At 56.7% G+C, this 21,154-nt stretch carries 22 protein-coding genes; 11 read left to right on the forward strand and 11 right to left on the reverse strand.

Annotated elements, in window-relative coordinates:
• Position 1 precedes the first annotated feature (1 nt).
• The 7 genes from odhB to mdh all read right to left on the reverse strand — a co-directional run bounded on the left by odhB (position 2) and on the right by mdh (position 9,240).
• Complete coding sequence (odhB, locus tag AC2FFP_RS11065) at positions 2 to 1,516, reverse strand: 2-oxoglutarate dehydrogenase complex dihydrolipoyllysine-residue succinyltransferase (protein WP_496767547.1); 1,515 nt, start codon at positions 1,514 to 1,516, stop codon at positions 2 to 4.
• A 3-nt stretch (positions 1,517 to 1,519) separates the two neighbouring features.
• Positions 1,520 to 4,477, reverse strand: coding sequence for a 2-oxoglutarate dehydrogenase E1 component (locus tag AC2FFP_RS11070; RefSeq protein WP_496767546.1), 2,958 nt, complete (start codon positions 4,475 to 4,477; stop codon positions 1,520 to 1,522).
• Positions 4,474 to 5,016, reverse strand: a complete 543-nt coding sequence (locus AC2FFP_RS11075; RefSeq protein WP_496725827.1) for a DUF805 domain-containing protein — start codon at positions 5,014 to 5,016, stop codon at positions 4,474 to 4,476. The genes AC2FFP_RS11070 and AC2FFP_RS11075 overlap by 4 nt, the downstream gene beginning before the upstream one ends.
• A 34-nt stretch (positions 5,017 to 5,050) precedes the next feature.
• Positions 5,051 to 5,635, reverse strand: coding sequence for a hypothetical protein (locus tag AC2FFP_RS11080; protein ID WP_496881033.1), 585 nt, complete (start codon positions 5,633 to 5,635; stop codon positions 5,051 to 5,053).
• A gap of 120 nt (positions 5,636 to 5,755) precedes the next feature.
• Positions 5,756 to 6,637, reverse strand: a complete 882-nt coding sequence (gene sucD, locus AC2FFP_RS11085; RefSeq protein WP_496725829.1) for a succinate--CoA ligase subunit alpha — start codon at positions 6,635 to 6,637, stop codon at positions 5,756 to 5,758.
• Positions 6,638 to 6,720: 83 nt separating this feature from the next.
• Entirely contained in the window at positions 6,721 to 7,914 is a 1,194-nt protein-coding gene (gene sucC, locus AC2FFP_RS11090) for an ADP-forming succinate--CoA ligase subunit beta (RefSeq protein ID WP_058278788.1), read from the reverse strand.
• Positions 7,915 to 8,277: 363 nt separating this feature from the next.
• Positions 8,278 to 9,240 carry a malate dehydrogenase gene (gene mdh / locus AC2FFP_RS11095; protein WP_058273532.1) on the reverse strand — a complete coding sequence of 321 codons (963 nt, stop codon included), beginning with the start codon at positions 9,238 to 9,240 and terminating at the stop codon, positions 8,278 to 8,280.
• A 160-nt stretch (positions 9,241 to 9,400) separates the two neighbouring features.
• Between mdh and AC2FFP_RS11100 the strand changes: the two genes are divergently transcribed.
• Positions 9,401 to 10,156 carry a sulfite exporter TauE/SafE family protein gene (locus AC2FFP_RS11100; protein WP_058273684.1) on the forward strand — a complete coding sequence of 252 codons (756 nt, stop codon included), beginning with the start codon at positions 9,401 to 9,403 and terminating at the stop codon, positions 10,154 to 10,156.
• Here AC2FFP_RS11100 and AC2FFP_RS11105 read toward each other — a convergent pair whose 3' ends face one another.
• Entirely contained in the window at positions 10,157 to 10,456 is a 300-nt protein-coding gene (locus AC2FFP_RS11105) for a hypothetical protein (RefSeq protein WP_496881034.1), read from the reverse strand.
• 170 nt (positions 10,457 to 10,626) lie between these two features.
• On the opposite strand from AC2FFP_RS11105, the gene AC2FFP_RS11110 reads away from it, so the two are divergent.
• From AC2FFP_RS11110 to AC2FFP_RS11150, 9 genes are all read left to right on the forward strand, one after another.
• Positions 10,627 to 11,484, forward strand: coding sequence for an HpcH/HpaI aldolase/citrate lyase family protein (locus AC2FFP_RS11110; RefSeq protein WP_496767537.1), 858 nt, complete (start codon positions 10,627 to 10,629; stop codon positions 11,482 to 11,484).
• 6 nt (positions 11,485 to 11,490) lie between these two features.
• Positions 11,491 to 12,045 (forward strand): NnrU family protein, encoded by a 555-nt coding sequence (locus AC2FFP_RS11115; RefSeq protein WP_496767534.1) that lies wholly within the window; start codon positions 11,491 to 11,493, stop codon positions 12,043 to 12,045.
• A 13-nt stretch (positions 12,046 to 12,058) separates the two neighbouring features.
• Positions 12,059 to 12,265: a DUF1737 domain-containing protein gene (locus AC2FFP_RS11120; RefSeq protein WP_496767528.1), complete on the forward strand. Its 207-nt coding sequence runs from the start codon at positions 12,059 to 12,061 to the stop codon at positions 12,263 to 12,265.
• Entirely contained in the window at positions 12,265 to 13,293 is a 1,029-nt protein-coding gene (locus AC2FFP_RS11125; RefSeq protein WP_496767526.1) for a MaoC family dehydratase, read from the forward strand. Before AC2FFP_RS11120 ends, AC2FFP_RS11125 begins: the two co-directional genes overlap by 1 nt.
• Positions 13,294 to 13,350: 57 nt before the next feature.
• Positions 13,351 to 14,013, forward strand: a complete 663-nt coding sequence (locus AC2FFP_RS11130; RefSeq protein WP_496767523.1) for a DUF1194 domain-containing protein — start codon at positions 13,351 to 13,353, stop codon at positions 14,011 to 14,013.
• A 200-nt stretch (positions 14,014 to 14,213) separates the two neighbouring features.
• Positions 14,214 to 14,597 carry a succinate dehydrogenase, cytochrome b556 subunit gene (gene sdhC / locus AC2FFP_RS11135; protein WP_496767521.1) on the forward strand — a complete coding sequence of 128 codons (384 nt, stop codon included), beginning with the start codon at positions 14,214 to 14,216 and terminating at the stop codon, positions 14,595 to 14,597.
• Positions 14,598 to 14,608: 11 nt separating this feature from the next.
• A complete protein-coding gene (gene sdhD, locus AC2FFP_RS11140) occupies positions 14,609 to 14,980 on the forward strand; it encodes a succinate dehydrogenase, hydrophobic membrane anchor protein (protein WP_496767517.1) in 372 nt (123 codons plus the stop codon).
• Between the two features lie 24 nt (positions 14,981 to 15,004).
• The gene (gene sdhA / locus AC2FFP_RS11145; RefSeq protein ID WP_496767513.1) at positions 15,005 to 16,813 is read left to right on the forward strand and encodes a succinate dehydrogenase flavoprotein subunit; all 1,809 of its coding nucleotides are present in this window, start codon (positions 15,005 to 15,007) and stop codon (positions 16,811 to 16,813) included.
• Positions 16,814 to 17,159: 346 nt separating this feature from the next.
• On the forward strand, positions 17,160 to 17,453 hold the full coding sequence (locus tag AC2FFP_RS11150; protein ID WP_496881035.1) for a hypothetical protein: 294 nt from the start codon (positions 17,160 to 17,162) through the stop codon (positions 17,451 to 17,453).
• Between the two features lie 6 nt (positions 17,454 to 17,459).
• On the opposite strand, the gene AC2FFP_RS11155 is transcribed toward AC2FFP_RS11150, so the two are convergent.
• Positions 17,460 to 18,515, reverse strand: a complete 1,056-nt coding sequence (locus AC2FFP_RS11155) for a glycosyltransferase family 4 protein (RefSeq protein ID WP_496778917.1) — start codon at positions 18,513 to 18,515, stop codon at positions 17,460 to 17,462.
• 163 nt (positions 18,516 to 18,678) lie between these two features.
• Between AC2FFP_RS11155 and AC2FFP_RS11160 the strand changes: the two genes are divergently transcribed.
• Positions 18,679 to 19,458: a succinate dehydrogenase iron-sulfur subunit gene (locus tag AC2FFP_RS11160; RefSeq protein ID WP_058273522.1), complete on the forward strand. Its 780-nt coding sequence runs from the start codon at positions 18,679 to 18,681 to the stop codon at positions 19,456 to 19,458.
• A 554-nt stretch (positions 19,459 to 20,012) separates the two neighbouring features.
• Here the strand turns inward: AC2FFP_RS11160 and deoD are convergent.
• A complete protein-coding gene (gene deoD, locus AC2FFP_RS11165) occupies positions 20,013 to 20,723 on the reverse strand; it encodes a purine-nucleoside phosphorylase (protein ID WP_496725840.1) in 711 nt (236 codons plus the stop codon).
• Positions 20,724 to 20,747: 24 nt separating this feature from the next.
• Positions 20,748 to 21,062, reverse strand: coding sequence for an H-NS histone family protein (locus tag AC2FFP_RS11170; RefSeq protein WP_496734370.1), 315 nt, complete (start codon positions 21,060 to 21,062; stop codon positions 20,748 to 20,750).
• Positions 21,063 to 21,154: the final 92 nt, after the last annotated feature.

Genomic DNA, 21,154 nt, shown 5'->3' on the forward strand with positions numbered 1-21,154 from the left:
ATTACAGATCCATCAGCAGACGGCGCGGGTCTTCCAGCGCCTCTTTCACACGTACAAGGAACGTCACCGCGCCCTTGCCGTCAACAATCCGGTGGTCATAGGACAGTGCCAGATACATCATCGGGCGGATCTTGATCTCACCATTGATGACCATCGGACGGTCCTGGATCTTGTGCATGCCAAGGATACCCGATTGTGGTGGGTTCAGGATCGGCGACGACATCAGCGAGCCATAGACACCACCATTCGAGATAGTGAAGGTGCCGCCCTGCATCTCTGCCATGGACAATTTGCCATCACGGGCGCGCTTGCCCTTTTCGGCGATGGCCTTTTCGATATCGGCAAAGGACATGCTGTCGGCGTCTCGGATGACCGGAACAACCAGACCCTGAGGCGTACCGGCGGCGACGCCCATGTGAACGAAGTTCTTGTAGACGATGTCTGTGCCGTCAATCTCGGCGTTGACTTCGGGAACCTCTTTCAGCGCGTGGCAGCACGCCTTGGTGAAGAAGGACATAAAGCCCAGCTTCACACCGTGTTTCTTCTGGAACAGGTCTTTGTATTCGTTGCGCAGGGCCATCACCTCGGTCATGTCCACCTCATTGAAGGTGGTCAGGATTGCAGCCGTGTTCTGCGCATCCTTCAAACGCTTGGCGATGGTCTGGCGCAGGCGGGTCATCCGCACGCGCTCTTCACGGGCCGCATCCTGCGCAGCAACCGGTGCCCGTGGCGCTTGTGCCGGGGCCGGAGCTGCCGCAGCGGGCGCCGGGGCAGCTGCTGTTGCCGCTGCTCGGGCCACATCTTCTTTCATGATCCTGCCATCCCGACCGGTGCCGGTGACCTGATCCGCAGACAAACCTGCCTCTGCCATAGCCTTTTCGGCGGACGGGGCGTTGGCAATGTCCTTGCCGGTGCTTGCTGCTGCAGCCGGGGTTGCTGCCGCAGGAGCCGGAGCAGCAGCTGACCCAGCCGCTGCGCCTGCAATCACCGCCAGTTTGGCCGAAGCTTCGACTGTCGCGCCTTCGGGGGCGACGATTTCTGCCAGAACGCCTGCAGCCGGGGCGGGAACCTCGACCGAGACCTTGTCTGTTTCCAGCTCGCACAGCATCTCATCCTGCGCGACGCTGTCACCGACCTGCTTGAACCATGTCGAAACAGTCGCTTCGGTCACGGATTCACCCAAGGTTGGCACCATCACGTCGACACTGCCGCCCGACGCCACCGGAGCTGCCGCCGCAGTCGGGGCCGGAGCTGCTGCCGGGGCAGGGGCTGCGCCTTCGCCTGCGGCAATAGTGGCCAGCAGCGCGTCAACGCCAACGGTTTCACCTTCGGCGGCGACGATTTCGCCCATCACGCCAGCAGCGGGAGAAGGAACTTCGACTGTGACCTTGTCGGTCTCCAACTCGCACAACATTTCATCAACGGCTACGGCGTCGCCGGGTTTTTTGAACCATGTCGCAACCGTGGCTTCGGTCACCGACTCGCCAAGCGTGGGAACTCGAACTTCAATGGACATCGATTATTTTCCTTCAATGCTCAGCGCTTCGTCGACCAGCGCTTCTTGTTGGGCTTTGTGTTGGCTGGCCAGACCCGTCGCGGGAGAGGCCGATGTGGCGCGGCCGACATAACGCGGCCTGGTGTGCTTGGCACCGATGCGGGTCAGAACCCACTCGATATTCGGCTCGATAAAGGTCCAGGCGCCCTGGTTCTTGGGCTCTTCCTGACACCAGATCATCTCGGCACCCTTAAAGCGCTCAAGCTCGTTGATCAGCGAATGCGCCGGGAAGGGATAGAACTGCTCGATCCGCATCAGATAGACATCGTCGATACCGCGCGCATCGCGTTCTTCCAGCAGGTCGTAGTAGACCTTTCCGGAACACATCACCACGCGTTTAACCTTGTCGTCCTTGACCAGTTGGGTGTCCGAATTTCCTTGTTGTGCGTCGTCCCACAACACGCGGTGGAAGCTAGAGCCTGTGGTGAACTCTTCTGCCTTGCTGACCGCCATCTTGTGGCGCAGCAGCGATTTCGGCGTCACCAGGATCAGCGGCTTGCGGAAGGTGCGGTGCAACTGACGGCGCAGGATGTGGAAATAGTTCGCCGGTGTCGTACAATTGGCCACGATCCAGTTGTCCTGACCACACATCTGCAGGAACCGTTCCAGACGTGCGGACGAGTGTTCCGGTCCTTGCCCTTCGAAACCGTGCGGCAACAGGCAAACCAAACCGGACATCCGTAGCCACTTGCTTTCGCCCGAACTGATGAACTGGTCGAACATGATCTGCGCGCCGTTGGCAAAATCGCCAAACTGTGCCTCCCACAGGGTCAGTGCATTTGGCTCGGCCAACGAAAACCCGTATTCAAAACCCAGAACCGCATATTCGCTGAGCATCGAGTCAATCACTTCGTATTTAGACTGGCCTTCGCGAATGTTGTTCAGCGGATAGTACCGCTCTTCAGTTTCCTGATGCACAAAACCCGAATGACGCTGGCTGAACGTCCCGCGTGTCGCATCCTGCCCTGACAGGCGGACAGGATAGCCTTCGGTCAGCAGCGAGCCGAAGGCCAGTGCCTCTCCAGTGGCCCAATCAAATCCTTTGCCGCTTTCGAACATCTGTTTCTTGTGATCCAGAAGACGCGCGACGGTCCGGTGCACTGCGATATCTTCGGGTGCGTGGCTCAGCGCGTTGCCAATTTGGGCCAGTGTTTCTGGTTTAATTGCAGTGTCGCCGCGGACATATTCTTCTTTGTTTTTGTCCAGATGCGACCAACGCCCGTCCAGCCAGTCAGCCTTGTTGGGTTTATAGTCCTTGCCCGCCTCGAACTCATCATTCAGATGGGCCTGGAAGGCGGCCTTCAAATCCTCGATCTCACCCTCGGGAATCAGGCCATCTTTGACCAAACGTTCGGTGTACAGCGACAGCGTGGTCTTATGTGTCTTGATCTTCTTGTACATGATCGGGTTGGTGAACATGGGCTCATCGCCCTCGTTATGCCCGAACCGGCGATAGCAGAAGATATCGATGACAACGTCCTTGTGGAACTTCTGACGGAACTCGGTCGCCACTTTGGCAGCGTGGGTCACAGCCTCGGGATCGTCACCGTTTACATGGAAGATCGGTGCCTCAACCATAAGGGCAATATCTGTGGGGTAGGGGCTGGAACGGCTGAAATGTGGTGCGGTGGTAAAACCGATCTGGTTGTTCACCACGATATGCATTGTGCCGCCGGTCTTGTGGCCCTTGAGGCCGGACAGGCCGAACCCTTCGGCCACAACACCCTGACCAGCAAAAGCTGCATCACCGTGCAACAGGATGCCCATGACCCTGGTGCGATCTTCGTCGCCCAACTGATCCTGCTTGGCGCGGACCTTGCCCAGTACGACCGGGTTCACCGCCTCAAGGTGAGACGGGTTTGCTGTCAGCGACAGGTGGACGGAATTGCCATCAAACTCGCGGTCGCTTGAGGCCCCGAGGTGGTATTTCACATCGCCAGAACCATCTACATCTTCGGGTTTGAAGCTGCCGCCTTGAAACTCGTTGAAGATGGCGCGATAGGGTTTGCGCATCACGTTGGCCAGGATGTTCAACCGGCCGCGATGGGGCATACCGATGACGATATCACTGACACCCAGCGCACCGCCGCGCTTGATGATCTGCTCCATCGCGGGGATCAACGCCTCGCCTCCGTCCAGACCAAACCGCTTGGTGCCCATGTATTTCACGTGCAGGAACTTTTCGAAGCCTTCGGCCTCGACCATCTTGTTCAGGATCGCCTTGCGGCCTTCCTTGGTGAACTGGATTTCCTTGCCATACCCTTCGATCCGCTCTTTCAGCCATGCGGCTTCTTCCGGATTTGAGATATGCATGTACTGTAGCGCGAACGTACCGCAATAGGTCCGCTTAACGATCTCGACAATCTGGCGCATGCTGGCCATCTGCAAACCCAGCACGTTGTCGATAAAGATCGGGCGGTCCATGTCGGCTTCGGTAAAGCCATACGTCTTCGGGTCCAGCTCGGGGTGAGTGCTGGCGGCACGCATGCCCAACGGGTCCAGTTCAGCGGCTAGATGGCCCCGGATGCGATAGGCCCGGATCAGCATCAGGGCGCGAAGACTGTCCAGAACCGCACGTTTGATCTGATCTTCGCTTACCTGAACGCCCTTGGCCTCGGCCTTGTCCTTGATCTTGTCGCCCGCTGCCTTAGCATCGATTTCGGCCCATTCTCCCGTCAATGCACCAGTCAGATCATCCGTCGGCATCGGAGGCCAGTCGGTCCGTGCCCAGGACGGCCCTTCGGCCTCGCGCTGGACGTCCGGTGTGGCGTCGCCCATCTGCCGGAAGAACTCGACCCAGGCAGCATCCACCGCGTTCGGGTCCTTGGTGTACTGGGCATATAGCTGCTCCAGATATTCGGCATTATGCCCCTGCATAAAGCTTGAGGCATGAAAGGCAGAGTTGGGCGTATGTTCGGTCATTGGGCTACCTCATGTGGGTTGGGACCGTATTGATTGGTGCCTGGCTGGCTGGGGCGGGTCAGCCACCACAGAACCAGGAGGGGCGACACAAACAAAACAAGCAGTGTCGGGATAACGACCAGCAACGTGGCGCGGGTGAACAGGATGTCCAGATTGCCGCCATGCTGGAAACTGGAGGCAAGGCCGATGCCGAAGAACAGAACCGCCCCGGCACCGAGGATCAGCAGGATCGGTAGCAAGGCAAAAAGCCCGCTGCGCCCGGTATCATGCATCCGCCGCCACGCGACGGCCAGATGAGGGAAAAATACGATCAGGCCAACGATGCTTTGTACTGGCGCAGAGGACGTGGCGGTGACGGCTTTAACCTCGTCGGTCTGGCTGACCGAGACTTGCGTGAAGAACTGCCAGTCGATGATCCCGGCGATGATGTTCCAGATCACGATGAACAGGAAAAAGAACCAGTATTCGGGCCGTGAGGCACGCCCCGAGAAGGTGAAGAACTTGGAGAAACAGGTGCGGATGGCGTCAGAGAAGGTCATAGCAGTCCCAATCTGATCTCAAGACCGAGAGACATTATTCATCCCCCTTCTTGTTTTCAGCATGTTGCCAAACCGAGGCTACAACCATGAGTTCTCCGGGAAACTCTCGTTGGAGTGCCACGCTGATGCGCGCAGTGTCCCAAAGGTAAACTTCTACGCTTTGCTCAATACCATTTTTGTAGTTGTCCCAAGCTCCAATCCGAGCCACAAGTGAGTTCCCAGAGCCAGATGACTTAAGATTTCGTTGCACATGTGCGAAGAGACCCGGCGAAGTTTGTTGCGTATAGAAAAAGGTGCAAGATGTTCTTTCAAACTTTCTATGGTTTTCAGTTTGCACACTAACTAAATCTTGCGTGGAACGGTTCCTCAAAACAGCGCCACCCGAAAAGTCTGAAGCGGAAGCGTTGCGAGCCATCTGTTGCTCGACGCGCTTAGTCGCAATCTTGGCGGTTTCTTCGAAGGATTGCTGCCTATGGGGGTTATTAGGTCTCTGGGCTTTAAACAGGAAATGCTCGGTCGAAAGCACTTCTTTTTCTTCTGCCGAGAGTTCGACTGGCATTAATCGTTGCCAGCCGAGACGTTGCAATTTGGCGTAAGCCGACTCTTCATCCAATTGCATGCACGCGAATGCGGCACGCTCAATGGCGGTTTGTGCAACTGCTGGACTCGTGAAGTTCACGACAGCACCTATGCAAATGGTCAAACCCCAATGGATGCTGAGCCGGTCGAGGGTCATGCCTTACCCAATCGCTTCCAGCACGGCCTCACCCAGCGTTGCCGGGCTTTCCGCCACAACGATACCGGCTGAGCGCATGGCTTCGATCTTGTCCTCGGCACCGCCTTTGCCACCGGCGACAATCGCGCCCGCGTGGCCCATGCGGCGGCCCGGAGGGGCTGTGCGGCCTGCGATGAAACCGGCGGTCGGCTTCTTGCGGCCTTTCTTGGCCTCATCCGCTAGGAACTGCGCGGCTTCCTCTTCGGCCGAGCCACCGATCTCACCGATCATGATGATCGACTCGGTTTCGTCATCGGCCAGGAACCATTCCAACACGTCGATATGCTCGGTGCCTTTGATCGGGTCGCCGCCGATACCCACGCAGGTGGACTGACCCAGGCCTACGTCTGTTGTCTGTTTCACAGCTTCATAAGTAAGCGTACCCGAGCGGGAAACGACACCCACACTCCCGCGTTTGTGAATGTGGCCGGGCATGATGCCGATCTTGCAGGCGTCGGGCGTGATCACACCGGGGCAGTTCGGGCCGATCAGGCGTGACTTGCTGCCCTCTAGAGCGCGCTTCACCTTCATCATGTCCAGAACCGGGATGCCTTCGGTGATGCAGACGATCACCTCCATCTCGGCATCAATCGCTTCTAGGATCGAGTCTGCCGCAAAGGGCGGCGGCACATAGATCACGCTGGCGTTGGCTTCGGTCACATGCTTGGCCTCGTGGACCGAGTTGAATACGGGCAGGTCAAGATGGGTCATCCCGCCTTTGCCGGGGGTCACGCCGCCGACCATCTTGGTGCCATACGCGATGGCCTGTTCGCTGTGGAATGTGCCCTGCGAGCCAGTAAAGCCCTGACAGATCACTTTGGTATTTTCGTCGATGAGGACTGCCATTTGGCATTCTCCTGTTTTAAGCGGGCCTGAGCCTGCCTGAATTCGTCGGAAAGGTGGGCAAATCCCACCCCACGGAATTGGGATTAGCCTTTGACGGCCTTCACGATCTTCTCGGCACCGTCTTTCAGGTTGTCCGCCGCGATCACGTCCAGGCCAGAGGTGTTGATGATCTCTTTGCCCTTCTCGACATTCGTGCCTTCAAGACGCACAACCAGCGGAACTTTGAGGCCGACTTCTTTCACCGCGGCGACAACGCCCTCGGCAATCACGTCACAGCGCATGATGCCGCCGAAGATGTTGACCAGAATGCCTTTGACCTGCGGGTCCGAGGTGATGATCTTGAACGCTTCGGTCACTTTCTCTTTGGTGGCACCACCACCAACGTCGAGGAAGTTGGCAGGCTCGGCGCCATACAACTTAATAATGTCCATTGTCGCCATCGCCAGACCGGCACCGTTCACCATACAGCCGATCTCACCATCCAGCGCGATGTAGTTCAGGTCGTACTTAGAGGCTTCAAGTTCCTTGGGGTCTTCCTCGGTCGTGTCGCGCAGCTCGGCAATATCCGGATGGCGGTAAACCGCGTTACCGTCAAAGCCGACCTTGGCGTCCAGCACTTTGAGGTCGCCCTTGTCGGACACGATCAGCGGGTTGATTTCCAGCATCTCCATGTCCTTCTCGACGAAGGCGGCGTACAGCTGGCTCATCAGTTTGACGCACTGTTTGACCTGCGCGCCCTCCAGCCCCAGCGAAAAGGCGATGCGGCGGCCATGATAGGGCTGATAGCCTGTTGCCGGATCGACCGAGAAGGACAGGATTTTCTCGGGCGTTGCAGCAGCAACCTCTTCAATGTCCATGCCACCTTCTGTGGAGCAGACGAACGAGATGCGGCTGGTCTGGCGATCCACCAGCAGGGCAAGGTACAGTTCACGTTCGATGCCGGAACCGGCTTCGATGTAGATGCGGTTGACTTGCTTGCCCGCGGGGCCGGTTTGATGCGTGACCAACGTACGGCCCAGCATCTTCTTGGCTTCCTCGGATGCTTCTTCCACCGACTTGGTCAGACGAACACCGCCTTTTTCACCGGCGTCAGCCTCTTTGAAGGAGCCCTTGCCACGGCCACCCGCGTGGATCTGTGCTTTGACAACCCAGAGCGGGCCATCCAGCTCACCGGCTGCGGTTTTGGCTTCCTCAGCGCGCAGAACCGCGCGACCTTCGGAGACCGGAGCGCCATAGCTGCGAAGAAGCGCTTTGGCCTGATATTCGTGAATGTTCATCGAAACTGTCCTGTCTGACTGCGTTACACCGTTATAGGGGTGTCTAGGGGGCAAGTTTAAAGGGTTTTTTGACAGGGAAGCAGTTTTTCACGAAGATTTTCATTATTTGTGATCACGGTTTTTTTGGGTGTGATCACAAAATGCAATGAAGGTCACCCCTTTGATTCGTCGTCGATGACGGCCTTTAGAATAAAGAGAGATTTCAGCTAGCGCTAAACCTAGCCAGTCCGCCGAGACGGCGGATTCAAACGTTTTCATGGCAGCTGCGCCGGGGACATGTGGATTCAATGGCGCCGTAATCGTCCAAAGAAAGACCCGGCTCACCAATGGTGAACCGGGTTCTGAATTACCGCTGCAGAGGGATCAGGCCAGCGAGCTGTCGATGCCCTTGCACGCTTCGATCAGGCCTTTGACGGCGTTGACCGAATTGTCGAATCCGGCTTGTTCGTCTTCGTTCAGCTTGATGTCGACGATCCGTTCGACACCACCGGCACCGATCACGGTGGGTACGCCCACATACAGACCGTCTACGCCCAGCTCACCGCTGCAATATGCAGCGCAGGGCAGAACGCGTTTCTGGTCTTTCAGATAGGCTTCGGCCATTTCGATCGCCGAAGTGGCAGGCGCATAGTAAGCCGAGCCAGTTTTCAGCAGGCCAACGATTTCGGCACCGCCATCACGGGTGCGCTGAACGATGGCGTCCAGCTTGTCCTGTGTGGTCCAGCCCATCTCGACCAGATCGGGTAGGGGGATGCCTGCTACGGTCGAATAACGCACCGACGGCACCATTGTGTCGCCGTGGCCGCCCAGAACAAACGCGGTGACGTCACGCATCGAGACGTTGAACTCTTCCGACAGGAAGTGCGCGAAACGGGCTGAGTCCAGAACGCCAGCCATGCCACAGACCTTGTTGTGCGGCAGACCCGAGAATTCGCGCAGAGCCCAGACCATCGCATCCAGCGGGTTGGTGATGCAGATCACGAACGCGTCGGGTGCGTGGGCTGCGATGCCTTCGCCGACCGACTTCATGACTTTCAGGTTGATGCCCAGCAGGTCATCACGGCTCATGCCGGGTTTGCGGGCCACGCCAGCGGTGACGATGCAGACGTCTGCGCCTGCGATATCGGCATAGTCGCTGGTGCCGGACATGGCTGCGTCGAACCCTTCCGAAGGGCCGGATTCGGCGATGTCGAGCGCTTTGCCCTGCGGCAGCCCGTCTGCGATGTCGAACAGGACAACGTCACCCAGTTCTTTGACAGCTGCGAGGTGCGCAAGCGTGCCGCCGATGTTCCCAGCGCCGATAAGCGCAATCTTGGGTCTGGCCATTTGGAAAATCTCCGGTCGGAATTGAAATCGCGGCTGTGCTAGTCGCTAAATGGCTTTCGCGCAAGTGTTCAGCGGCGCGGCATGCAACCGCATACCGTTTGCACTGCCTGGGCTGATTGCGCTAAACGGCCAAGGATACAGGCCGAAACCGGGGCGCTGCATGTTCGAATTGAACCTGATGTTTTTTGTTGTAGCGATACCGGCTGTGATATTTGCGGGTATTTCGAAGGGTGGCTTTGGCTCAGGCGTGGCCTTTGCGTCCTCATCGATTCTGGCGTTGATATTGGAGCCGGGGCAGGCACTGGCTCTCATGCTGCCGATCTTGATGGTGATCGATGTTGCAACACTTGGGCCCTATTGGAAACGCTGGAGCTGGCCGGATTCGCGCCTGTTGATCCTTGGGGCCGTGCCTGGCGTGGCGTTGGGCGCATGGCTTTATCGCGCCACCGATGATGATCTGCTGCGCCTACTGATCGGGGGGATTTCCATTGGTTTTGTCGTTTGGCACGTCAGTCAATCCAAAGGCTGGGTGCGCGGCTTCACAAACAGACTGCCTGCCCCCGCCGGACTGTTCGCTGGACTGGTTGCTGGCTTCACCAGCTTTGTTAGCCATGCAGGCGGCCCGCCAGCCGCCGTTTACCTGCTGTCGCAACGCCTGTCGAAGACCGAGTTTCAGGCCAGCACTGTATTGGCCTTCTGGGTCATCAACATCACGAAATTTGTGCCTTACGCCTATCTCGGCCTTTTCACGTGGCACACCGCTTGGGCTGATCTGTTGCTGACCCCGTTCGCGATTCTTGGAGCATGGTTGGGGGTGCGGGCGCATTTCATGCTGTCCGAGCGCCTGTTCTTTGGCATCGCCTATGTGCTGCTGACGCTCACGGGCAGTAAACTGATCTGGGACGCTTTGACCTGATCAGACGTTGGGCGGCAGGGCATCGGCGATCATTTCATAAGCCTGACCCGAGGCAACAAGGCAGGTCATTCCATCCGGCAGTGTCAAGGTGATCGTCCAGCTGCCGCTTTGGTCCGACGCATAAAGCTCCATCACCGCGCCTTGACGCGCGATGCCGATCCCCTGGCGCGTTTCGCCGTAAGTTTCGGTCAGCCGTTTTATCACCTCGTCACGTGGTGCGCAGTTGCGGGCGTGGGCCTGTTGTGCAGCCAGAACCATGATTCCAAGGCCCATCGTCATCTTCAGCAGTGTCTTGTGCATGTTCGACCCTTTTCGATTTCATTTGCCGGTCAGGGTGCCGACCGCGAACCGAAATTCCGTTAAAGGAACGCACGTTGCGTCGCGAATGCTGCGATGCGGCGATTTTGCGCTTGAACTTTCCGGCAAAAAATGCCCCATTCCGCGCAACTTTATTTCTTCGGGAGAAGCCAATGGACCCGCGCCAGCGCCCCTATCGCTCTGTTCTATATATCCCCGGTTCGAAAGACCGGGCGCTGGACAAGGCGCGCACCCTGCCTGTGGATGCGATCATTTTTGATCTTGAAGACGCGGTGTCTGCCGATGAGAAGGGCAATGCACGCGAAACGCTTAAGGCGGCTCTGGCCGCGGGCGGCTATGGCGAACGGGTCAAAATCGTGCGCATCAACGGTCTGGATACCGAATGGGGCCGTGCAGACGCAGAGGCCGTGCGTGAAATGGATGCCGATGTGGTCCTGCTGCCCAAGGTGAATTCGGCTGCCGATGTGGACGCGCTGGCCGCGATTACCGGTGACCTGCCAATCTGGGCGATGATGGAAACCCCACGCGGGATGCTGAACGCGGCCGAGATCGCCGCTCATCCATTGATGGCCGGGTTCGTCATGGGCACTAACGATCTTGCGAAAGAACTGCAAACCCGCTTCCGCCCGGACCGCCTGCCGCTGATGACTTCGCTGGGTCTGTGCCTGCTGGCCGCCAAGGCCGAGGGGCTGATCATTGTTGACGGTGTCTATAACGCATTCAAGGACGTCGAAGGTCTGGCCACCGAATGTGCGCAAGGCCGAGACATGGGCTTTGACGGCAAGACATTGATCCACCCCGCGCAGGTCGATGTCACCAACGCAGCCTATGCACCGTCCGAGACCGAGATTGATCTGGCCCGCCGCCAGATTGCCGCCTTTGAAGAGGTCGAGGCACAAGGGCAGGGCGTTGCCGTGGTCGATGGCAAGATCGTGGAAAATCTGCACGTTGTAACTGCCCGCGATATTCTGGCAAAAGCGGAGGCGATTACAGCTTTGCAAGCGGGGTAAGCCAGCATGGGCTTTGTTCTTCTGATTCTCGGCGTGGCACTATGGTGGGCCGCACATCTGTTCAAACGTGTGATGCCGGCGCGGCGCGCCGCAATGGGCGACGCTGGCAAGGGCGCGGTTGCGCTAGCTTTGGTCGCGTCGATTTTGCTGATGATCTTCGGTTATCGCATGACCGACTTCATCTATGTCTGGGCTCCGCCGACCTTCATGATTCACATCAACAACCTGCTGGTGTTGATCGCGATCTTCATGTTGAGCCCCGCCGGAACCAAGGGCCGTATTCTGAACAAGCTCCGCCATCCGATGCTTGGCGGGTTCAAGCTGTGGGCTTTTGCGCATTTGCTGGTGAATGGAGATCTGGCCTCGATCATCCTGTTTGGCGGATTGTTGGCCTGGGCTGTGGTTGAGGTGATCGTAATCAACAAGTCTGAACCTGACTGGACGCCCGGTGAACCCGGCACCTATGGCAAGGACGCGATGTTCTTTGTGGCCTCGATCGTGCTGATGGGTGTCATCGGTTACGTTCACGGGCTGGTCGGTCCGTCACCGTTCGCCTCGTAAGGGATCTGACATCATGGCAAAACTCTATCGTTTGTTGACCGAAGAAGACACATCCGCCTTCTGCCACAAAGTAACAGACGCACTAGCAAAAGGGTGGGAGCTGTATGGCGACCCGTCCTATGCCTATGACGATAACAGCCGCATGATGCGCTGCGCGCAGGCCGTGACCAAAGAGGTCGAGGCCGACTATTCACCTGACATGAAACTGGGACAGCAATAATGGCAAAAACCAATCCGGGCCGCTTTTTCGAGGACTATTCCATCGGTCAGGTGTTGCACCATGCCGTGCCGCGCACGGTGACCAATGGCGAGAGGGCGCTGTACCATGCGCTCTATCCGGCGCGGCATGCGCTGTATTCCTCGGACGAATTCGCCCGGAATTGTGGTCTGCCGCAAAGTCCCATTGATGATCTGGCGGCGTTTCATGTCGTGTTTGGCAAGACTGTCCCCGATATCTCGCTTAATGCCGTGGCCAATCTGGGCTATGCCGAAGGGCGCTGGTTAAAGCCGGTCTATTCCGGCGATACGCTGCGTTCGGAATCCGAGGTGATCGGCCTCAAACAGAACTCGAACGGTAAAACAGGCGTCGTCTGGGTGAGAACGCGCGGCCTGAACCAGCGCGATGAAGTAGTCATCGAATATGTGCGCTGGGTCATGGTGCGGAAATCGGATCTGGATGCGCCCGCACCCGAGACTGTGGTGCCGGAACTGAAAAAGGCGCTGGACGCGAAGGATCTGATCGCGCCCGAGGGCCTTGATTTCTCTCAGTACGATTTCGCTCAGGCTGGTGAGGCGCATCGCTGGGGCGACTATGAGATTGGCGAGACCATTGATCACGTCGATGGCGTCACGGTCGAAGAGGCCGAGCATATGCTGGCCACCCGCCTGTGGCAGAACACTGCCAAGGTGCATTTCGATCTGACCTTCCGCCCCGAAGGGCGGCTGATCTATGGCGGTCACGTGATTTCCATGGCGCGGACCCTGTCGTTCAACGGGTTGGCTAACGCACAGATGATCGTTGGCCTGAACGGTGGCGCGCATGCGAACCCCTGCTTTGCCGGCGATACGATCAAAGCCTGGTCCGAAGTTCTGGATAAGGCGGAAACTGCCATTCCGGGTGTTGGTGCGGTTCGCCTGCGGCTGGTCGCCACAAAGGGCGGCGCGCCTTTTGAGTTGAAAAACGAAGACGGTCGTTATCTGCCCAATGTCCTGCTTGATCTGGATTACTGGGCCTTGATGCCGATCTGATACTCGTGGTGACATTCATTTGATCGCAGCCAGCGCCAATCGTGTTAGGCTGTGGTCATGACCTTGCTTCGCACGATAGTTGCCTGCGCCTGTCTGACGCCACCCGCTTATGCCTGCGATCTGGCATTAGCGCTGGCTGTAGATGTCTCAGGCTCGGTGGATTCGACCGAGTATCGAATTCAGATGGATGGCCTTGCTGCGGGGTTGCGCGATCCAATTGTGTCCGAGGCGCTGGTGCGTGGGAAAGCCCGCGTGATGCTAGTGCAGTGGACAGGGTCCTCTCGTCAGATGGTCACTGTTCCGTGGACACAGATCGACAGTTTCGAGGCAATTGATCAGTTTGCAGTGAAGGTGGCTAACGATCCAAGAGTCTGGCGCAACTTTTCCACCGCAATTGGCGAGGCGCTGGAAACGACCATGTCCTATTTCGATGTGGTGTCGGATTGCAAACGCCACCTGATCGATATCTCTGGCGATGGGGTGTCGAACGAGGGGGTGGAACCATCGGACGTGCACAGAATTCTGCGGACACGCGGTGTAACGGTGAACGCGATTGCAATCGAAGAAAGCGAACCGGATCTGACCGCGTATTTCTTTGAAAATGTGATCGTGGGCGAGGGGGCGTTTGTCGTCTCAGCCTCAGGGTTTGCTGATTACCCCGAGCGGATTCGTAAGAAACTGCTGCGCGAGGTGACCCAGCAAACCGCTGATTTGAAATAGCCGCACAACAGAATCGAATCTGCAGGCGCTAACATCGTGATGGATGGAAAACAATTTGTGATCACGAGCTTATTTTGTGTGATCACATAATGCAAATATCCGTCATTTTGCGTCAATTGTGAACTTTTTTGCATCTGCAGCACGTGACAGAACCGCAAAAAACAGTAAAACCTTCGGAAGCCAACCGTAAAGGAGCCAACATGGCCGATGTAAATCGGGGCAACCGCCCTCTTTCACCTCACCTCACGATCTACCGCCCCCAACTGACTTCGATGACATCGATCCTTGTGCGCATCACGGGTATTGCGTCGCTAGCGATCGCATTCTTTGTCGTCTGGTGGTTCCTGGCGGCGGCAACATCCGAAACGGCATTCAACTTCATCGATGGGCTGATGAGAAGCTGGCTGGGTGATCTGGTGATGTTCGCTGCGACCTGGGCGATCTTCTATCACATGCTGGGTCGTCTGCGTCACGTGATCTGGGATCTGGGGTATTGCGTAGATGTCGGTACCTCCGAAAAGATGGGGATCGGCATGCTGGTGTTGGCCACCATCCTCGCCTTCATCACGGCAATTGCGGTTTAAGGAGATTGGCCATGAATTACCTCACTGACCGCAAACGCGCGCAGGGTACCGGTGCCGGAGGCGAAGGTACACATCATCACTGGCAGATGATGGTCAGCTCGGCCGCTCTGGTCGTTCTGGTGCCACTTTTCGTTTTTGTCTTCGCAAGCGGATTGGGCAGATCATACGAAGAGGTTCTGACCTACTACAGCCGCCCATTCCCGGCGATTGTAACCGGCCTGACTTTGGTCGTCGCTATCATCCATCTGGTACGTGAGACGCAGGTTGCGATCGAAGACTATGTTCATGGTGTCGCAGAAAAGCTGAGCCTCATGGCCGTCGCGGCGTTTGGCTACACATTGATTGCTGCCGGGCTGTTTGCCCTGATCAAGCTGGCTCTGTGAAACGCGCGGTAAGGAAATAATCAAATGACAGCTGCATACGAATACGAAACACACGAATATGACGTGGTTGTTGTCGGCGCTGGCGGCGCAGGTCTGCGCGCCACGCTGGGCATGGCTGAGCAGGGTCTGCGTACAGCGTGCGTGACCAAAGTGTTCCCGACGCGTTCGCACACGGTTGCCGCGCAGGGCGGGATCGCCGCATCTCTGTCCAATATGGGTCCGGACCACTGGCAGTGGCACATGTACGACACCGTCAAAGGCTCGGACTGGCTGGGTGACACCGATGCAATGGAATACCTTGCGCGTGAGGCACCCAAGGCCGTGTATGAGCTGGAACACTACGGTGTTCCGTTCAGCCGTACTGAAGAAGGCAAGATCTATCAACGCCCGTTTGGTGGTCACACCACCGAATTCGGCGAAGGTCCTGCCGTGCAGCGGACCTGTGCTGCTGCGGACCGGACCGGTCACGCGATCCTGCACACGCTCTATGGTCAAAGCCTCAAGAACAACGCCGAGTTCTATATCGAATACTTTGCCATCGACCTGATCATGTCCGAAGACGGGCAATGTCAGGGCGTCGTCTGCTGGAAGTTGGATGACGGCACGATGCACGTCTTCAATGCCAAAATGGTGGTGTTGGCGACCGGCGGCTATGGTCGTGCCTATTTCAGCGCGACCTCGGCCCATACCTGTACCGGCGATGGCGGCGGCATGGTGGCCCGCGCGGGTCTGGCGCTGCAGGATATGGAATTCGTACAGTTCCACCCGACCGGCATCTACGGCTCGGGTTGCCTGATCACCGAAGGTGCGCGAGGCGAGGGTGGTTACTTGACCAACAGCGAAGGCGAACGGTTCATGGAACGCTACGCGCCCCAGTACAAGGACCTCGCACCTCGCGATTACGTCTCGCGTTCGATGACGATGGAGATCCGCGAAGGTCGCGGCCATGGTGACGGTGGCGACCACATTCACCTGAACCTCAGCCACCTGCCGGCCGAGGCGCTGGCCGAACGTCTGCCGGGGATTTCCGAGTCTGCACGTGTCTTTGCGGGCGTAGACGTCACCAAGGAACCGATACCGGTTCTGCCGACCGTGCACTACAACATGGGCGGCATTCCAACCAACTATTGGGGTGAGGTTCTGAACCCGACCGCTGACAACCCGACGGGCGTTGTCCCCGGATTGATGGCTGTGGGTGAAGCAGGCTGTGCCTCGGTTCACGGGGCGAACCGTCTGGGCTCGAACTCACTGATCGACCTCGTGGTGTTTGGCCGCGCTGCTGCAATCAAAGCGGGCAAGGTAGTGGATGCCGAGGCACCGAACCCGGTGCTGAACCAGGCGTCCGTCGATAAGGCGTTCGACCGCTTTGACGCGGTACGTAATGCCAGCGGTGCAATCGCTACCGCCGATCTGCGTCTTGAGATGCAGAAGACCATGCAGGAAGACGCAGCGGTCTTCCGGACAGCAAAAACCATGGCCGAGGGCGTCGACAAGATGACGGAGATCGCCGCCAAGATGGACGACCTAAAAGTCAGCGACCGCTCGCTGGTCTGGAACAGCGACCTGATGGAAACGCTGGAGCTGACCAACCTGATGCCAAGTGCGTTGGCCACGATTGTCGGCGCCGAGGCGCGTAAGGAATCCCGCGGCGCGCACGCGCATGAGGATTTCACCGAGCGTGATGATGAAAACTGGCGCGTCCACACAGTGTCGCGTGTTGATGGCAACAAGGTTGATCTTAGCTATCGCCCGGTCATTGCCGATCCGCTGACAACCGAAGACGAAGGCGGCATCAGCCTGAAGAAAATCGCGCCCAAAGCGCGGACGTTCTGATCAAGCGGACCCCGCCTTGAAGTGGCTCGCTAATCGGACGGCACATGCGGCGGATTAGTGAAACGAAGAATAGAAAGGGCCGCTGACATGATGTCTGCGGCCCTTTATTGTGGGTCAGCCAGCCTGCCATTAAATGCTTGCAAGATTTAGGTTGTCTAACTGCCCGTTTTTGGGCGACGACGATTTGAGCTACAGCGATGATTATGTTCAGCGCATGGTCAAATGCCTAGAAAACCACGACGCGGACAAAGTAGTCATCGGCACGCATGGGACCACCTAGTCCAGTACGGCTCCCGAAAACGTTCATCAAAGAACACCAATTAAGTTCGGCCAACTGTTACAAAACATGCAGCGTGTGGACCGACTGGGAACAGAGGCATTGGTTGCGCTTGGCCGTAACATTGCGCCCTACAAGTACGTGGAAACCAGCCAGAAATTCGTGGATGTGTGTTATGCGCGTTGGTCGTATGAAAACGGCATTGAAAGCAGGGTCATCGATCGCGAGAACAGTGGATTTGTTCGGCGCGTGCCTACCGAAGGTGAGCACGAAACATTCTTCATGACTTTTACCAGAAAGACGCGCCAGGTTTGGATGAAATCAGTTTTTTACCGCGTACGACGGGTATCGTGTAACGGGTGACCGCATCTAGGTCAGCTCAGACAGCGCACGTTTCAGGTCGCCGGATATTCGGTGCGGGCTGCGTTCAACCGCAAAGTCGAGACAGGCCTGACGTTTTTTGGCCAACTCCTCATCGGACATGCTGAGTACACGCATCATCATGCGGATCAAGCCTCTTGGGTTTTGCGCGGGATAGAGCAGATCATGACAGGCCTCTGGTGTAGTATGCTTGTGCGCATCAATGTCGGGGCCGATAATCGGCAAGCCAAAGGTCTGCGCCAGCATTGCCGTTCCCGAGGTAAAAGTGGTCGTCGACGGCAGCATGTATGCATGCGCATTTGAGAACACTTGGGTTATTTCGGAATCAGGAATTCGTTCAGGCATAACAGTAGTATTTCGGTTTGATCGCATGCGGCGCATCAGGCGGCGGCCGGACGGATACACCCGCCCGACGACTGATACCTGAAAGTCGTGACCACGATTGGTCATTTTTTTTGCGGCATCTTCCAACCGTTCCAATTCACGGCTGCCCCGCATTGTTCCAAAGCTTAAGAAATGGGTGCGCTCGCGCAGGGGAAGGGGGCGTTTCAACGTTTGCTCTGACGGCTCGTAAACACCAAGATAGCTCGGATGCGGAATGAGGCGCAGTTTATCGGGGTCAGTGCCATATTCATCAATCATATGTTGCCGGGCATGGGGCGTGTGAACGTGAATCAGGTCGACAATTTCCGCTAATTCCCGGCGGTTATTGCGGAAGTAATCTGTCTTGACTCCTTCGGAATGCGCGAACTGATTGTGAATGGTCCAGATCACGCGCCCGCCATTGGCCTGGTATTGTCTCATGCCGTCACAGGTAGACCGAAAATCAGAAGCCTGCGCTTCCGTTTCCGGCTTGGGGAACAACCGGTCGTCCCAATGAATATGAATGATGCTTTGATCGGGTTGAAAATCAGCCTTTGCAAACGCGGACAAAGGAGCGCTTCTGGAAGCAATCAAGCAGAACTCTGGCTTACAGGCCGAATACAGCATGTTCTGGTAGGGGTTCTTATTGCCGTAAGGTATGTTGACGACATTAATCGACATGCGCTGTCCTGAACTCAACTCGTTTCTTCAGCGGCACGATCCTTGTGCGCCGTGGGAATTTTGTGGTGAACTTGCCCAATTTTCTTGGGTGTTTTCAAGGTTAAAAGGTTGGCTTTCCGGCCCGCCGAGTATATCTATACGCAGGATTTTAGCGAGGTCGGAAATGGTACAACTCACCCTGCCAAAGAACTCTCGGATTACTACAGGTAAAACTTGGCCAAAGCCTGAAGGCGCGGCCAATGTTCGTAAATTCCAGATCTATCGCTGGAACCCGGATGACGGTCAAAATCCACGTGTGGACACCTATTTTGTCGATATGGACAGCTGCGGCCCGATGGTTCTGGACGCGCTGATCAAGATCAAGAATGAAATCGACCCAACCTTGACCTTCCGCCGGTCCTGCCGCGAAGGTATCTGCGGTTCCTGCGCGATGAATATCGACGGGATCAACACGCTGGCCTGTATCTACGGCATGGATGAAATCAAGGGTGACGTTAAGATTTATCCGCTGCCGCATATGCCTGTCGTCAAGGACCTGATCCCGGACCTGACGCATTTCTATGCGCAGCATGCAAGCATCATGCCGTGGCTGGAAACTAAGACCAACCGTCCTGCGAAAGAGTGGAAGCAATCAATCGAAGATCGCAAGAAACTGGATGGGCTGTATGAATGCGTGATGTGCGCCAGCTGCTCGACCTCGTGCCCCAGTTATTGGTGGAACGGGGATCGCTACCTTGGCCCCGCTGCGCTTTTGCATGCGTATCGCTGGATCATCGACAGCCGTGACGAAGCCACTGGTGAACGTCTGGATGAGTTGGAAGACCCGTTCAAGCTGTATCGCTGCCACACGATCATGAATTGCGCCAAGACCTGTCCGAAGGGTCTGAACCCGGCCAAGGCGATTGCCGAAATCAAAAAGATGATGGTTGATCGCGCAGTTTAAAGCGTATGAAAATCATGCACTTGCCGCCTTGCGGTAAGTGCATGTCGCAGTTGCAGATTTGTGTAATGCGATGGCCCCTGATCCAGACTATCTTTGTGATCAGGGAGGAGTGATGAGACCGAAAACGGGACCGCTCCGATGCAAAATCAAAGACAACAATCCAAAACGAGCGCTGTTGAAGCTCTGGAGCTTATAAATCAAGCGTGGACCTACTACACTCCCGAGCCTGTAGAGGTGGAAGAAAAGCACGAACCTGAGCTTTTCGAATACGCAAACGCAGCCTAAGTCGACGTCAGGCTTGCGGCCGGCACTCAAAATGGGTCATGCATTGGTCATGCCCATTTTGCTTCTTATTTTGGCAGGCGGCGTGTTTGCCTATTTTCTGTGGCGCTCGCGCACCTCGTCCCTGAGCCGGGACTGCCGCTGGCGGCAGCACCGTAAGGAAGGCGTTTGGGTGTGTGCATTCTGTGGCGCGCAGCAGCAGGGCAGCGACGCGCCAACTCAATGTCTGAAGGGTCAATAGCAGGGCGGCTTCCCACCCTACGTTTTTGCATTCACGCTGCCGGGAATGCCGCCTGAAGTGCGACTTCAACCATATCGCCAAAACTGCTTTCGCGTTCAGCTGAGGGCAAAGATTCGCCGGTCAGCAAGTGATCGGAAACGGTTAGAACAGCCAATGCGCGGCAATTGTGCCGCGCGGCCAGAATGTACAGCTCCGCAGCTTCCATCTCGACCCCGAGAATACCGTGCCGTACCATCTGTTCGTTCAGATCTGGGCGTTCGTCATAGAAGACGTCCGACGAATAGATGCCGCCGATATGGGTTGGCGTGCCTTTGGCCGCAGCCGCCTGAGCCGCCGCCTGAAGCAGCCCCCAATCAGCACAGGGTGCGAAATTCAGCTCTTTCATGATGCCGCGTGACGGTGTGCTAAGCGTGGTCGAGGTCATCGCCAGGATCACATCGCGGACATTCACACTGTCCTGCATGCCCCCGCAAGAGCCGATACGGATCAGCGTTTTGGCACCATAGTCCCGGATCAGTTCGTTGACGTATATCGACAAGGATGGCATGCCCATCCCGCTACCTTGAATGGTGACAGGATTATCTTTCCAGCGTCCCGTAAAGCCCAACATGCCGCGCACGTCATTGACTTTCTTCACGTCGTCCAGGAACGTTTCAGCCGCCCATTTTGCACGATAGGGATCGCCGGGCAAAAGAACCGTTTCTGCAATATCGCCTTTTTCGGCTCCAATATGAATTGTCATTTTGGGGTACGTTCCAATTAGAAATTAGACTTCCAGATCCGAAATATCTGCGCCGGAATTCAATGCGTCATGAATCCATTGCGGCTTTCGACCACGACCCGACCATGTTTGTTCTGGATTGGCGGGGTTTTTGTATTTCGCTTTTGTGGCTTTTCCAGATATCGGATTGTCTTTTGACAGTTCCGACAAAGAGAACCCGAATTCAGCTGCGGCTTTTTCCGCCGCTTTCAGCGCTTCTTTGCGTTCGCGTTTTTCTGCACCAATAAGCGCCTTTTCCACCTGATCGCGCAATTCAAGTAGATCCTTGCGCGACATATTTTCCAGATTTGTCCCCGACATTCACCCTCTCCCAGGAAATAGTCATTAACGGCGTTACCGATGGCACACCGTAATTCCAAAGAAAAGGATTATCTATCCCCTTTTATTCAGGG

The organism is Ruegeria sp. YTSC004, assembly GCF_059609805.1.

Excerpts from the sequence above, each read along its gene's own strand:
- AC2FFP_RS11170 (WP_496734370.1), bottom strand. The coding sequence starts at position 21,062 with ATGTCGGGGACAAATCTGGAAAATATGTCGCGCAAGGATCTACTTGAA.
- sdhA (WP_496767513.1), top strand. The coding sequence starts at position 15,005 with ATGACAGCTGCATACGAATACGAAACACACGAATATGACGTGGTTGTT.
- AC2FFP_RS11150 (WP_496881035.1), top strand. The coding sequence starts at position 17,160 with ATGCAGCGTGTGGACCGACTGGGAACAGAGGCATTGGTTGCGCTTGGC.
- AC2FFP_RS11070 (WP_496767546.1), bottom strand. The coding sequence starts at position 4,477 with ATGACCGAACATACGCCCAACTCTGCCTTTCATGCCTCAAGCTTTATG.
- AC2FFP_RS11160 (WP_058273522.1), top strand. The coding sequence starts at position 18,679 with ATGGTACAACTCACCCTGCCAAAGAACTCTCGGATTACTACAGGTAAA.
- AC2FFP_RS11100 (WP_058273684.1), top strand. The coding sequence starts at position 9,401 with ATGTTCGAATTGAACCTGATGTTTTTTGTTGTAGCGATACCGGCTGTG.
- AC2FFP_RS11120 (WP_496767528.1), top strand. The coding sequence starts at position 12,059 with ATGGCAAAACTCTATCGTTTGTTGACCGAAGAAGACACATCCGCCTTC.
- AC2FFP_RS11125 (WP_496767526.1), top strand. The coding sequence starts at position 12,265 with ATGGCAAAAACCAATCCGGGCCGCTTTTTCGAGGACTATTCCATCGGT.
- deoD (WP_496725840.1), bottom strand. The coding sequence starts at position 20,723 with ATGACAATTCATATTGGAGCCGAAAAAGGCGATATTGCAGAAACGGTT.
- sucC (WP_058278788.1), bottom strand. The coding sequence starts at position 7,914 with ATGAACATTCACGAATATCAGGCCAAAGCGCTTCTTCGCAGCTATGGC.
- odhB (WP_496767547.1), bottom strand. The coding sequence starts at position 1,516 with ATGTCCATTGAAGTTCGAGTTCCCACGCTTGGCGAGTCGGTGACCGAA.
- mdh (WP_058273532.1), bottom strand. The coding sequence starts at position 9,240 with ATGGCCAGACCCAAGATTGCGCTTATCGGCGCTGGGAACATCGGCGGC.
- sdhD (WP_496767517.1), top strand. The coding sequence starts at position 14,609 with ATGAATTACCTCACTGACCGCAAACGCGCGCAGGGTACCGGTGCCGGA.
- AC2FFP_RS11130 (WP_496767523.1), top strand. The coding sequence starts at position 13,351 with ATGACCTTGCTTCGCACGATAGTTGCCTGCGCCTGTCTGACGCCACCC.
- AC2FFP_RS11075 (WP_496725827.1), bottom strand. The coding sequence starts at position 5,016 with ATGACCTTCTCTGACGCCATCCGCACCTGTTTCTCCAAGTTCTTCACC.
- AC2FFP_RS11080 (WP_496881033.1), bottom strand. The coding sequence starts at position 5,635 with ATGCAATTGGATGAAGAGTCGGCTTACGCCAAATTGCAACGTCTCGGC.
- AC2FFP_RS11155 (WP_496778917.1), bottom strand. The coding sequence starts at position 18,515 with ATGTCGATTAATGTCGTCAACATACCTTACGGCAATAAGAACCCCTAC.
- sdhC (WP_496767521.1), top strand. The coding sequence starts at position 14,214 with ATGGCCGATGTAAATCGGGGCAACCGCCCTCTTTCACCTCACCTCACG.
- AC2FFP_RS11115 (WP_496767534.1), top strand. The coding sequence starts at position 11,491 with ATGGGCTTTGTTCTTCTGATTCTCGGCGTGGCACTATGGTGGGCCGCA.
- sucD (WP_496725829.1), bottom strand. The coding sequence starts at position 6,637 with ATGGCAGTCCTCATCGACGAAAATACCAAAGTGATCTGTCAGGGCTTT.
- AC2FFP_RS11105 (WP_496881034.1), bottom strand. The coding sequence starts at position 10,456 with ATGCACAAGACACTGCTGAAGATGACGATGGGCCTTGGAATCATGGTT.
- AC2FFP_RS11110 (WP_496767537.1), top strand. The coding sequence starts at position 10,627 with ATGGACCCGCGCCAGCGCCCCTATCGCTCTGTTCTATATATCCCCGGT.